A 13,907-nucleotide genomic window follows, 5' to 3' on the forward strand; every position below is an offset into this window, starting at 1 on the left:
GCCCCATGCCCCATGCCCCATGTCCACAATACATAAACTATGTCATCTACTACTGTTCGTCGTAAATCCAGCACATTCTATGTAATTTTAATTGCTGGTGCTGCTGCCCTCGGCGGCTTTCTGTTCGGTTTTGACACTGCTGTAATCAACGGTGCAGTTGGCGCTCTTTCTAAAGCCTTTAGCGCCAACAGTGTGCTAACGGGCCTTGCCGTGTCACTGGCATTGTTGGGGTCTGCGGTAGGAGCCTTCTATGCAGGGAAAATCGCAGACCGTTATGGTCGAGTCAAGGCAATGGTAGCAGCTTCGGTGTTGTTTACCATCAGTGCCATTGGCTCCGGGATTGCCTTCGGAATCTGGGATTTTATCTTTTGGCGAGTATTGGGTGGGATTGCAGTTGGTGCTGCTAGCGTCATCGCTCCAGCTTACATCGCGGAATGTTCTCCCACCCATTTGCGAGGAAGATTAGGATCTCTGCAACAATTAGCGATCGTAGTTGGGATTTTTATTGCACTACTATGCGACTACTTTATTGCTGTGTCAGCAGGTTCAGCCGAGTCGCCGTTTTTGTTTGGTATAGCCGCTTGGCGCTGGATGTTTTGGACAGAAATTCCTCCTGCTGTGCTTTATGGAATGTCAGCTTTAATGATTCCCGAATCTCCTCGGTACTTAGTTGCTCAAGGACGAGAACCAGAAGCTGCTAACGTTCTCACCAAGATTTTGGGGGGTGATGTGCTGGCAAAAATTGAAGAAATTCGGCAGACAGTGCTTCGAGAACGCGAACCCAGATTTTCTGACCTCTTAAGCAGAAATGGTGGACTCCTTCGGATTGTTTGGATAGGAATAGGCTTATCTGTATTTCAGCAATTCGTTGGCATTAATGTAATCTTCTACTACAGTAGCGTTTTGTGGCGTGCAGTCGGGTTTTCAGAACAAAGTTCTCTAACAATCACGGTGATTACAGGAGCCGTAAATATTATTACAACATTGATTGCGATCGCCTTCGTGGATAAATTTGGTCGCAAGCCCTTGCTCATACTAGGGTCGATTGGCATGACCTTGACCTTGGGGACGATGGCTTCTATTTTTGGTACCGCTCCCCTGGATGCTGCGGGGAACCCCAATCTCACCGGAAGTGCAGGTACTATAGCTCTCATTGCAGCCAATCTCTATGTATTTTGCTTCGGTTTCTCCTGGGGGCCAGTGGTTTGGGTACTGTTGGGAGAAATGTTTAATAACAAAATTCGAGCCGCTGCACTTTCAGTTGCTGCTGCAATGCAATGGATTGCAAATTTCCTCATTTCCACAACATTTCCTCCCATACTGCAATATTTCGGTCTAGGTTCTGCCTATGGACTTTATACAATTGCGGCGGCTACCTCGTTCTTTTTCATTCTCTTTTTTATTAAGGAAACCAAAGGAATTGAGTTAGAAGACATGTAATTCGTAATTTGTATCTCTGTATCCTCTGCGGCAAGCAGCTACGCATCTACAAAAAAAATGACTTTGATATATACCGATTATCTGTGAGATTGCATAGAACAAGGGGCTTATGTCCCTTGTCTCACCAAGCCTGATTTTGCCACAAGTATTATGACAGTTTAAGAGATTTCGTAGTAAGCACTTTAGTCCTTAGATGAGAGCTATAGCTACCCAATGCGAACTTATCAAAATTAATTTGGTTAACCAAATACAAATTCTCACTTCAGTAAATTACTAAAAAGATATAGGGTTTCTATTTGATTTTTGAAAAGACACCTAGGGTATGTTAACTACAGTGTAATACACCATTTATAAGGATTTGGTGCGTTACGACGTTCCATCTAACACACCCTACAATACCTATTTTTTTTCATAAATCAAACCGGATTCCTATAGAAACTATCAATTTGATCTGCTGAACTGTCAACTGATAGCGTAGCGTAAAGCCTTCTCTACAAGAGGCTTCCCTTCGGGACGCTACGCAAACGCCAAACTTTTAGAGCGATTTTGCGTACCCCTTCGGGGAGCTTGCTACGTGCAGCGTTTCGCAGAGAGCGTCTTTAAGACCACTTAATTTTTAATTCAGTGTTGGCTCTGTACCCATTTATTAATTATGAATTATTCGGTCATGACGTTGTTTTAATTAGACCAAAATCTAAGCTCATAATATGTAAGTTCAATGCTGATTAGCTTAAAAACTAAAAGCTTTTGTTTGAGTGTAATCTCTTTAGTTACAAAATCATAATTCAACCATTTACAACTAATAAATCAATGCTAAAAATTATTTTTCATAGCTTTTTTCTCTTATTTTTGGCAATTCCAACAGTTTGGGCAGCACCTCCAGAAGATGATTCGAGTGCAGCAGATACTGATAGAAATTTGGAGGGACAGGTTAATTCTGTTTCCCAACTTTCCGATATCAAACCGAGCGATTGGGCATTCCAGGCATTACAATCGCTGGTGGAACGCTATGGCTGTATTGCAGGTTATCCTGACGCAACCTATCGCGGTAATCGTGCCTTGAGTCGTTATGAGTTTGCAGCTGGTTTAAATGCCTGCTTAGATCGGGTGAATGAATTAATTGCTGTGGGTACTAGCGATTTAGTCAAGAAAGAAGATTTGGCAGTGCTGCAAAATTTGCAAACAGAGTTTGCGGCAGAATTGACAACTTTGCGTGGGCGGGTAGATACCCTAGAAGCACGGACAGCAACGCTGGAGGAGCAGCAATTTTCTACTACTACCAAATTGAATGCTCAAATTATTACTGCCATTAGTGATACCTTTGGTAATAGAGTGGGTGGCGATCGCGATGAATCCCGTCTCTTCTTTGCAAACCGGGGTCGTCTCAACTTGGAGAGTAGCTTCACCGGCAAAGATTTGTTGCGAGTCCGGCTAGAGTTTGGCAACTTTGCGAGTTCCAATGGTGCAAGCCAAATTGCCGCAGCCACAGGTACAGGAATGACACGCCTGAACTTCGACAATGACAGCAACAATACACTTATAATTCCTCACATTCGTTACTACTTCCCGGTTGGTGATTCCCTCTCCTTCGTCGTTGGCCCCACAGGCATTGGTTACAACGACATCACAAACAACATCACTCCTGCAACCATTGCCGATGATGGTAACGGGATTCCCTCACTATTTGGCAAAAACAGTCCCCTTTTCGAGCGGGGTGGTGGTGGTGCAGCCGCTAACTGGAGTATCAGTAAAAACTTGATTCTCACCTTGGGCTATTTAGCAAATAATCCGAACGTTCCATCAGCGCAAAATGGCTTATTTGATGGCGGTTACAACGCTCTGGCACACCTGGCATATTACGGCCAACAAGGAGCTATTGGTGTCGCCTACTCTCATGGTTATACCCCTGCTGGCACTGTAGATATCAACGCTGGGAGAGGCAGCGCCCTGTCAAATGCTCCCTTTGGAAACAACATTGCTACTTCCAATAGCATTGTCGGTGTACAGGGATACTATCGCTTTTCCCCAAATTTCCAAATCCATTCTTGGGGTGGATATGTTTGGGCAAATGCCAAAAACTCTGGTTTCAGTGATATTTCTAATGGTAGGGGTGGAACAGATTCTCTCTTTGTGAACAATGGTGATAATGCCAATGCCTGGTTTGGGGCGATTGGTATGTCGTTTCCCGATGTGGGTGGTAGAGGCAACCTGCCGGGAATTCTCTTTGGGATACCGCCGCGTGTCTCTAACAGTGATGTCCGTCAAGACCGATATAACGCTTACCATATCGAAGCATTCTATCGCTACCGCCTGAATGATAATATCTCAGTGACTCCTGGTTTTTGGGTGATTCTCAACCCGGAAAATGATAGCAGAAATGATACGCAGTATGTGGGTGTGATTCGCACAACCTTTGATTTTTAACTGAATATGGAGGATCTCAAAAAGTTCTGCGATCGCTTCATCAACTCAAATTGGCGATCGCTAAGGGACTTCCAAATAAAAAAATATACCATCGCTATAGAGGCAGGGGGCAGGGAGCAGGGAGCAGGGGGAGGGATAGTCGTAGTGAAGTCCAGAAATTGGATAATTTAATTTCTGGAAGTCGCTAATAAGATCATAAGTATCATCAGCAGATGGTGTTGTAGTGTCACAAAGTCCTTTATCAGGCTGTGCTAAGTATTCACCAATCAATCCTTTCAAGAGGTCATTAGTCATTAATACCAATGACCAAGGACAAATGACTAATGACTAAATCGGCGGGCGGCTATTCCTCTCACCCCTTGAAGGGATGGGATTCCCGCCGATTTTAGTTGAGCGATCGCTCAGTAGAAGTTTGATAATCTTTATAAGTCGTTGGGAAGAATCCCCAATGATGTGAACCGAGAGAAAATCTGTTTGATAAGCTCGATTTTGGGTTGCGAGTGCGATCTTTCAGCTACCCTGAAATTGAATATATAAAAGAGCAATTTTCAAATGACCATTTATTTTTATAAGGTTTGGCAGCCTTATGGCTGTTTTTCTAACTTTTCTCCCCACGGAATCCACATCCAGGGTACTTACTGGCCAACGGTTGAGCATTACTATCAAGCCCAAAAGTTTGTCGGCAGTACAGATGCGGCAATTATACCCATCATCCATGCTGCCGCTACCCCAGAAGAAGCTGCCGCTTTGGGAAGATGTAGCACTCGCCAACTCCGTCGAGACTGGGATTTAGTCAAAACTCAAATTATGCGAGAAGCTGTACTCAAAAAGTTTCTCACTCATACTGATATTAGAGAAGTTCTCCTGAAAACAGGCGATGAGATTTTAGTTGAAAACTCCCCAACGGATTCTTTTTGGGGCTGTGGTGCTAATAAAGTCGGTCAAAACCATCTCGGTAAAACTCTCATGAGTGTGCGTGAAGAAATCCGTAATTTACTATCTTTAACGGTAATTTACGAATAATTTAATCAAAATAGTTACATTCAACATAAAATCAGCAATTCGACGGGGAATAGTAAAATTCCCCAGACAACAATCTTTCAAAAAGTTGCCAATAGCCAATAGTTTAGTTATTTATTTGAAAAGATTTTAATTAATTGAATTAATGGGTAAAAAATATTTTTAATTTAGCACAGTTTTTAAGACATAAAATTAAGTAATTTTACTGGAATAGTTTAATGATTAAGAATATAAAATTAATAGATGTCAATGATTAAAATTTTATTAACTTTTAGATAGACTTGAGAGGATGATTTGAAAGTATTTAATGATACAATAAGCGGTTTGATATCACCCTAAATCAACTTTAGAAGGGCTACGGGTATCATGCAGAATATTTGATACTTTTCCAATATCCTCTGATCCATTTCCAAAAATCTTTGCAACAGATGTAAGCCCCTAACAAGGTATTTGTAGCAGCAATTTTGGGAAATAGGATGAAAGTTAAGGCATTGTAAGTTGAAAATTCTTAACAGTGACAATTATAAAAAAAATTATACTTCAGTCATGGTGTATATAGACAATGACATTTACTAATAAACCAAACGAGTTGCAGCAAAGCTTAGATCAAGAAAGTTTACTGCACCGGATGATAAAACAGATCAGGCGATCGCTCGACCTCCAAGATATATTAACGACTACTGTTAGCCAAGTGCGTTTATTTTTGGGTGCAGATCGGGTAAAAATATATCGTTTTGATACTGATGGTAGTGGTGAAGTCATTGCTGAATCTATCCATGAGCAACGTCTGCCATCCTTGTTGGGGCAGCGCTTCCCATCTGATGATATTCCACAAGAAGCTAGGGAGATGTTTCTCTTAGCGCAGCAACGTTCGATTGTGGATGTGGCAAACGGGAAGATCGGGTTATCGCCTCTACATTCAAAAGAAACTGGCAAACGCTTACAAACTAATATCTACTATCGGCAGGTAGACCCGTGCCATATTCAATACCTAAAGGCAATGGGCGTGCAGTCTTCGTTGGTAGTACCAATTTTAGATTGTGATCCACAAGAACAATCGGCAAAGCCTAAATTATGGGGATTGTTAGTATCTCACCAAAGTGAACCGCGAAATATTTTGAAGCGAGAACTAAAAGTATTGCAGCAAGTAGCTGACCAGGTAGCGATCGCGATCGCTCAAAGTAATCTACTCACCGCAGCCCGCGCCAAGCAAGAGCGAGAAGCTACTATTAACCGAGTTACCACACTATTGCATAAACTGCCGACAATCCAATTGCAGGGAGCGTTAGAAGAAGTTATTACTGCCTTCAATGGAGTAGGTGGCAGGCTTTACATTGAAGAGAGTCTGGAACTATACACCTGGGGCGACCAACCAACACTCCCCTACGAGTTAGATAACAGTATTATCGAACAGCATCCCATGTGGCAAAACTGGATGGCTGAGTGTAAAGAAGGTAATATTTGGGCAATATCTGACCTCTATAAAGAACCACGTTTGCGAGTTTTGGCTTTAGCATTCCGTTCTACTCAAATTCGCGGACTTATGGTGATTCCCCTACATTACCGAGAAAAATTTATTGGTGTATTAAGCATTTTTCGGTCTGAATTTGAAACGGAAATTTTGTGGGCGGGACGATGTGAACAAAATCGGCGACAACTGCTACCCCAGCTTTCCTTTGAGGTTTGGCGAGAGCAAAAAAAGGGGCAAGCGCCTGAGTGGAAGCCGGAAGACATCTCATTAGCGCAAGCTTTGTACGACCATTTCTCAATGGCAATTCAGCAGCAGCAAATGTACAAACAGGTACAAGCCCTGAATACCGACCTAGAACTGCGGGTGCAAGAGCAAACTTATGAACTCGAAAAATCATTACTGTTTACCAAACTACTCAAGCAAGTTACAGAGCATATTCGCCGCACATTAGACTTGCAGACAACTCTGCAATCCATCGTTCGGGAAGTTCGTCCCCTGCTAAACTCAGACCGGGTGCTGATTTTCCAGATGAAGAGTAAATCGGTGATTGTGGAAGAGATTAATGGCAATTGGCAGTCAGTTTTGGGAGTGAATGCGCCACCGGAATGCTTTCCTGATGAGTATACCCGTCTATATTATCAGGGCAGGGTACGGGCAATTAACAATGTTTCCGCAACTTCTTTAAGTGAATGTCATCGAGAGTTTTTGCAGAGTTTGCAAGTACAAGCAAACTTAATAGTTCCAATTAATATAGGTATGGAACTATGGGGCTTAATAATTGCTCATGAGTGTGAGGCTCCCAGAGATTGGCAGGATGCAGAAATTGATTTATTGCAACAATTAGGAGATCAGGCTGCGATCGCTATTCAACAAGCGCAACTCTACGAACAAACCTGTGATGCCGAAACTGAAGCCAGAAATCAAGCTGCACAGTTAGAGCATACCCTACATGAACTCCAAGAAACACAGACAAGATTGATTCACACCGAAAAAATGTCCGGCTTAGGACAGTTGGTTGCGGGTGTCGCCCACGAAATCAACAACCCCGTTAACTTCATCTACGGTAACCTTTGTCATGCCAGTGATTACACCGAACAACTACTAGAAATTTTACGTCTTTACCAGCTACACTATCCTCACCCTCATAGTGAAATTAGCGCCGCGATTGAAGCGATCGATTTTGAATTTTTGGTAGAAGACCTCCCAAAAATCATGACCTCAATGCAAGTAGGAACCGAGCGCATCCGCTCAATAGTGCTGTCGTTACGCAATTTTTCTCGCTTGGATGAGTCTGACAACAAGCGTGTTGACATACATGAAGGCATCGACAACACCTTGTTAATTTTGCAACATCGGTTGAAAGCAAATTCTGAATTTCCAGGCATTGAGGTAATCAAAGACTATGGCAACATCCCACGGGTGGAATGCTATGCCGGCCAAATGAATCAGGTATTCATGAATATTCTTAGCAATGCCATAGATGCCCTGGTAATGGGAAATGGGAACTGGGAAATGGGAACTGGGGACAAGGAGAATAACCCAGGCCCAATGCCTAATATCCACATTTCCACTAAAATCTCAACAGACAACTCTCGTCTGTTAATTCGTTTTAGTGACAATGGGGCTGGAATGACTGAAGAGGTGAAAAAGCGAATTTTTGACCCGTTTTATACTACCAAACCTGTAGGCAAAGGTACAGGGCTGGGACTGGCAATCAGCTATCAGATTATTGTCGAAAAACATGGTGGAATAATGGAGTGCATTTCAGAACCTGGCAAAGGTACAGAGTTCTGGATTGAAATTCCCGTTAAGCCTCCAGCCAAAATTAATAGTCAACCAAACGTAGAGCAGGGGGAGCAACCCCATGTCTAAAACCCTTGGCTCTAGATGATGGCACCAATACCACGCAAATCGGTTTTTACCTGATTTTTCCGAATATTACAAAATGTTAGTTTCAAAACTTAAAATTTGAATTAGTAATTACTGAATTCATCCCAAAGTTTGATGATAAAACTTTTAACAATAGGCTAAAGAAAAGATTTATAAACTATCTAGGGCGTGCAGTATATTGACTTGGATTAAAAACCATCAAAAGTAAAGTTTAGTTGCAAAAAAAAATCTCTCCCATCCAGAAGTGATAATCTAATAATTGAAGCTACAAAACAAGCTTCCCTGGCAGATATAACAGCTGCGTTTGAAATGTAGTAAGAGGTAAAAGACGCTGTTTAACTTACATCTGTCTCGTAAAAAGATAACAACACCCAACGCGAAAACTGCTATTTCCTCAAATATGGGAGATTAGGGGGCGCTGTAACTGATTTTTATTACTTGTTTACAGAAGTGATGAAAGTTAGTACATCCCTGGCTAGGATAAACAATGAGAGGAGATAGTTCAGGGAGTAGAAGTTTGGGTGTTGTTGTGTTTAAAGATAAGTCTGAGATAGAGCTTCTTCTTGGTGTAAGATTATACGAAGTTGAATAGCGAGAAACAGTTTAAATAGCGCCTTATGTCAATTATTGCGCTCAGAGCGTGGTATATACAGGATTACGAACCGATTCCAGAACTGGAAAAACGTCCGCCAGACATTCGCTTAAGCAAAAAAAGCCTGCTGAGATCAGCATTGCGAGCAGACTTTTTGGAAGAAAGCGACGAAGTTAAGAAATCAACTTGGTTTGGTCGCTATCTGGAAGGGGAAAATATTGAATTTTATATTGAAGGTAGTGGTGGCTATTGTGTCGCTAACATTGACTTAATTAGTCATGAAATTTATTTCACTAAGCAGGCGGTGTTGGCTCAGTTAGAACCAACAGTTTTTTTGTGCTATCAAACTGAGTATGCCGCAGCCACGAATGTTCTAAGAGAAGAACTGCGAAAAAGTTTAGACAATTTAAACTTGCGATCGCGCCTTCCTCTAACATTAGTAGAATCCTCTCGCCCCAGTGGTGCACCTGTACGGATTAACCGCACAATCATGCGGAAAATCCGTAAGAGTTTGTTATTTATCGCTGACACCACGCCCATTGCTAGTATTGATGGTAAAGAAGCCCCCCAATTAATTCCCAGCCCAAATGTCTGTATTGAGATTGGCTATGCCATCCAAAGTAAGCGGTCTGAGCAGATTCTACTAGCGCACATGCAACGCCCAGACTTTGAAGGGCAATTTCCCTTCGACTTACCTACGCAGCAAATTTTGCAATTCCAAGACACCACAGAACTAAATAAAATCTTGACAGGGACGATTCAAAACCAGCTAGCCCGATTCAAATTGTTTTTTTGAGCAATCCGCGATCTCAATCAAAATAAACGAACCGGTTTATCTTCTAGCCCAGAAGTAATCGAACTCACCCGATCAACCACAGAAATCATGTATTTATAATCTGGTACTTGTCCATTGGGTACATACCCCACTTCTTGAGCCAAACCTGAAGGCGCATCGCTCATTACTTTGCGGATGAACTCTTGACGGTTACGTTCTACATTAGGCCCAATCAAGACTACACCTAATGGTACATAGTGAGGGTCTTTAAATAGGATGCGGAATTCGGTTGGGGCCAACTGTGAACTGTAGAGAGCCAATTCCGCCTCCGAGACAGCACAGGCGATCGCTTTTCCTTGAGCCACCAATTCTAAAGCGGCTTTGGGCGTGGGTGCAAATAAGATATCAGCTAGTGTTGTACCATAAAGATTGTAAAGTGGAAAATAATATCCTGTTGCTGAACCTAACTGACCTAAAGCTAATGTTTGACCTTGCAGCTGTTTCAACTCGGTGATCGGACTTTCTTTGCGAACAACGAAGATTGAACGCAAATTATTAATACCTATTAAAGGAAATAAGGGAATATATTGGTACCGTGCGATCGCAATAGCAGCTAAACCCGGTGGAGCAAATACCAATGACCAAGCACGAGCCTCAAGGCGCTCAATGGCTTTGTTTTCATTAAAAGCAGGCTCTAGCTGAATATATGCATTTGTTTTTTCACCCAAGTAACTATTGAATTTAGCATATTGGTTAATTATCTGTTCGCCTCCACCATAATTAATAACACCAACAGTTAACGTGCCTTCAAACTGCTTTCGTGGTTGGCAGGCGGCAAATGTGAAACCTAGCAGATGAAACAGAAATAAACGACGGGGAAATCGCAAAAACATCACTAATTATGGTTAAGGAAATAACTGGGCTTTCAGGATTAATTTAGATAATTTTTACTGCCGCCTAAATAGGTTATATTGCAGCAAATAATTAATATTTATTTAAATATTGCTGAGATGCTTTCTAACAAGTATAAATAAATATTAGACAAACTCAGAGACCACCTTCGTTGGTTAGGTTATGTTAAACAACTTTAAGTTAAAAAACTTAAAAATAGGTGCTAAATTTAACTTACTTTTAATATTAGTTTTCATAGTTAGTATTTTGGGAAGTGGCGTTGCCTTATCCAGTGTACTTCAGGGGAGAGCGCAAAATGAAGTAACTTCTCAAGCGCAGATTCTCATACAAATGGTGAACGCGGTTAGAAACTATACACAGAATCGGATCGATCCCTTGTTAGCGCCTACACTAGAAACCAACCCAACGTTCATGCCAGAAATAGTACCAACTTTTTCTTCTAAAGAGGTTTTTGAAAATTTTCGTAAAAAGCCTGAATATAAAAACTTTTTTCATAAGGATGCAACACTTAATCCAACTAATTTAGCGGATAAAGCTGATAATTTTGAAACTCAACTTGTAGAGCGTTTTCGCAACGAACCTAATACTTTAGAAATTACAGGCTTTCGTAACTTGTCAGAAAACGAAGTATTTTACATTGCGCGACCACTAAAGATTACACAGCAGCAATGTCTGCGGTGTCATTCTACACCAGATCAGGCTCCTAAGAGTCAGTTGGCAACTTATGGCTCGGAAAATGGTTTTGGCTGGCAACTCAATCAGATTGTTTCTGCCCAAATAATCTCTGTTCCTTCTGAAGAGATTTTTGCTAATGCCAAACGGACTTGGATATTGATAATGGCACTTTTAATTGCGATCTTTGCGATCGTAGTTTTCTTAATTAACTTTTTAATCAAAAAGTACGTGATTCAGCGCATCAGAAGAATAGAGAAAATAGCTCAAAAAGTTAGCATTGGTGATATGAGCGCTGATTTTGAAGAAAGTTCTAATGATGAAATTGGCGGGTTAGCAGAAGCATTTAATCGGATGAAAGCTAGCTTAAAAATAGCTATGGAGATGTTGAATAACCAGAGCTAAAAATTAATTCGTAATTCGTAATTCGTAATTCGTAATGACGCTCTTGCTAGCTTGGTTCCCCGCAGGGGTAATACCAATTCACAAAAATCCTGATACATATAGATTTCTCGTAGGGGCATGGCATTGCCATGCCCTTACCAGCGTATTTGTATCATTATTAAAGTAAAATGGTATAAGCGGACTCCTTCGCACTACTTAACGTAATTCGTAATTTACGGATAGAAAAATGCAATAAAAAATTAAGAAAGTAGGCGCTGCTGAAATTGCAAAGCTTTTTGAGGATCGGGAATTTGTGATGCTAAAATTTTGACAAATTCTGCACGAGAAACTTGTCCAGAAGACCTCACAGCTTTTTGAACTAGGAACTTAGCTATTGGGCCAATTAAATCAGCTAACTCTCGCTCACACTGATTCACAAAGCTATCGCTGATTGCTTGAGGTTCTTGACTTGGTAAATTATTGGACTTTATTTCAGATTTAACAGTAAGTTCCTGTAGTAGAGTAGGTTTTTCTAAGAGGAATATTGTTTTCTTCTTAAAATCAATTTGTTGATTTACTCTAAGATGAAGCGCCAATTGACTAATTAATTCTTCGCAGTTGAGCGCTGATGCCGCAACTTGCCGTAGTAATCTTGAGGCAACGGGACCGACAAATTCTAAAAGAATTGTTTCCAACCGACTGTAATTTTCTGAAGACAGGATAGAAGCAGGCGGATACCCAATTGAGTTTTGTTGAGAAAGTGAAGCTTGAGGCGGTTGTGTAGAAAATGATGGTTGAAGTGATTGCGCTTCTACTCTAGTATCGAGATGTTTCAGCAGCCCTAGAACTTCAGCAGCAGACTGATAGCGCTGTTTAAAGTGGTGTAGCACCATCTTCGATAGCACAGATGCCAACTCAGAACTGACGTTAGCTTGATGCTGCCAAGAAATTTCTCCTGTATCTGGGTCTTCCTCAAAGTTGATAGGATGTAACCCAGTCAGCGATTGAATAGCAATAATGCCCAAAGAATAAATATCGCTGTTGGGGCGGGGCTTACCTTGCCCCTGTTCTGTAGACATATATCCTGGGGTACCAATGATAATAGTAGCCCCCGTGCGCCCTGGAACTGTAAGCAGTTGAGTTTGGACTTGTTTGACTGCGCCAAAGTCAATCAGCACTAGCTTGCCGTCTTGTTGCCGCCTGATTATATTGTCAGGCTTGATATCTCGATGGATAACGTTGTGGCTGTGAATAAATTGCAGAATACCCAAGACCTGTTGGAGCAGTTGAATTACTTTCTCTTCTGTCCAAGGTTGATTGGGGAACAGTTCCGCTTTTAGAGTATGCCCTTCAATAAACTCTTGCACCAAGAAGAACTCTTGATTATCTTCAAAATAAGCTAAAAGCCGAGGTATCTGGTCATGATTACCCAATAGCTCTAGTGTTTCTGCCTCACTAGTAAATAGCCGTCTAGCAGTTTCGAGAAATTCAGGGCTACGAGTGACGGGCTTGAGATGTTTGACAACGCATTTCGGGAAACCTGGGCGATGGGTATCTTGTGCAACGTAGGTTTGACCGAATCCACCTCCACCTAAGACTTGAAGGACTTGGTAACGTCCGTCTAATAATTGTCCTAACATTGTGTCACTTGCCTAAGTCCTCAAATTAATCTTGGCACAACTACCAGCTTTGGCAAGGTTTGATGAGAAAGAAAGTAGGTAGATAGTGCTGAAATTTCAAGGTTTTTCGAGGATTCTACTACAAGTTCATGACTCCCTAAACTCCATCTCGGCTTGCAGCTAGATTATTGTTGAAGCTTTAATTCCTCAGAAATCGGCAATGCTGCAACTTTTGAAGTACTTGCTGGTTCAGAGACTGCGGTAACTTCTCTCTGTGCAGTTTTATTTACAAAGTAAGTGGTTCCTCTAAAGCTCAATTTATAGGCTACTTGTGGTAGAGTAGCTTCCGCCACCTTGGATTTTGGATCAGCACGATAGGTAATGCCACGGTACATCAGATTATGATCTGGCACAAACGGCTGTTCTACTTTTCTGCTGCCAACTTTGTTTAGATCATATTCGTAGCTCAAACCACGATAGTAAAGTTTCATAATTTTTGCCTCCTGATTAACTGTTGTTCAACAATGCCAATGACTTATCAGAAGTTGATTGGAGAGTTATGCAACAGCTCAAGTCAACTTACACTTTTTAAGGAACTGGTTAAAGGATTAGCCGTCTAGAGTGAAGAGTCATTGGGTATGGGGCATTGGGCATGGGCTATTGGTTATTCTCTTTGTCCCCCTTTCCCCCTTGTCCCTTTGCCCCCCT

General features: G+C 41.6%; 10 protein-coding genes. 7 read left to right on the forward strand and 3 right to left on the reverse strand.

Going from position 1 to position 13,907, the window contains the following annotated elements:
• Positions 1-39 precede the first annotated feature (39 nt).
• The 6 genes from F8R90_RS13170 (at position 40) to F8R90_RS13195 (ending at position 9,633) form a co-directional block, all read left to right on the forward strand.
• Positions 40-1,440, forward strand: coding sequence for a sugar porter family MFS transporter (locus F8R90_RS13170; protein WP_196511117.1), 1,401 nt, complete (start codon positions 40-42; stop codon positions 1,438-1,440).
• 810 nt (positions 1,441-2,250) lie between these two features.
• Positions 2,251-3,864 (forward strand): iron uptake porin, encoded by a 1,614-nt coding sequence (locus tag F8R90_RS13175; RefSeq protein ID WP_196511118.1) that lies wholly within the window; start codon positions 2,251-2,253, stop codon positions 3,862-3,864.
• Between the two features lie 6 nt (positions 3,865-3,870).
• Positions 3,871-4,035, forward strand: a complete 165-nt coding sequence (locus tag F8R90_RS13180) for a hypothetical protein (RefSeq protein ID WP_196511119.1) — start codon at positions 3,871-3,873, stop codon at positions 4,033-4,035.
• A gap of 381 nt (positions 4,036-4,416) precedes the next feature.
• Positions 4,417-4,887 carry an N-glycosidase gene (locus F8R90_RS13185; RefSeq protein ID WP_190891899.1) on the forward strand — a complete coding sequence of 157 codons (471 nt, stop codon included), beginning with the start codon at positions 4,417-4,419 and terminating at the stop codon, positions 4,885-4,887.
• A gap of 559 nt (positions 4,888-5,446) precedes the next feature.
• Positions 5,447-8,227 carry a GAF domain-containing sensor histidine kinase gene (locus F8R90_RS13190; RefSeq protein WP_196511120.1) on the forward strand — a complete coding sequence of 927 codons (2,781 nt, stop codon included), beginning with the start codon at positions 5,447-5,449 and terminating at the stop codon, positions 8,225-8,227.
• 635 nt (positions 8,228-8,862) lie between these two features.
• The gene (locus tag F8R90_RS13195; protein WP_196511121.1) at positions 8,863-9,633 is read left to right on the forward strand and encodes a hypothetical protein; all 771 of its coding nucleotides are present in this window, start codon (positions 8,863-8,865) and stop codon (positions 9,631-9,633) included.
• A 17-nt stretch (positions 9,634-9,650) separates the two neighbouring features.
• Here the strand turns inward: F8R90_RS13195 and F8R90_RS13200 are convergent, their stop codons facing one another.
• A complete protein-coding gene (locus tag F8R90_RS13200; protein ID WP_196511122.1) occupies positions 9,651-10,505 on the reverse strand; it encodes a phosphate/phosphite/phosphonate ABC transporter substrate-binding protein in 855 nt (284 codons plus the stop codon).
• 181 nt (positions 10,506-10,686) lie between these two features.
• On the opposite strand from F8R90_RS13200, the gene F8R90_RS13205 reads away from it, so the two are divergent.
• Complete coding sequence (locus F8R90_RS13205; RefSeq protein ID WP_196511123.1) at positions 10,687-11,601, forward strand: Tll0287-like domain-containing protein; 915 nt, start codon at positions 10,687-10,689, stop codon at positions 11,599-11,601.
• 239 nt (positions 11,602-11,840) lie between these two features.
• Here the strand turns inward: F8R90_RS13205 and F8R90_RS13210 are convergent, their stop codons facing one another.
• Both F8R90_RS13210 and F8R90_RS13215 read right to left on the reverse strand, forming a co-directional pair.
• Positions 11,841-13,220, reverse strand: coding sequence for a serine/threonine-protein kinase (locus F8R90_RS13210; RefSeq protein WP_196511124.1), 1,380 nt, complete (start codon positions 13,218-13,220; stop codon positions 11,841-11,843).
• 164 nt (positions 13,221-13,384) lie between these two features.
• Positions 13,385-13,690, reverse strand: coding sequence for a DUF4278 domain-containing protein (locus F8R90_RS13215; RefSeq protein WP_196511125.1), 306 nt, complete (start codon positions 13,688-13,690; stop codon positions 13,385-13,387).
• Between the last annotated feature and the right edge of the window lie 217 nt (positions 13,691-13,907).

The organism is Nostoc sp. NZL (assembly GCF_015714705.1).
Lineage (GTDB): Bacteria > Cyanobacteriota > Cyanobacteriia > Cyanobacteriales > Nostocaceae > Nostoc > Nostoc foliaceum_A.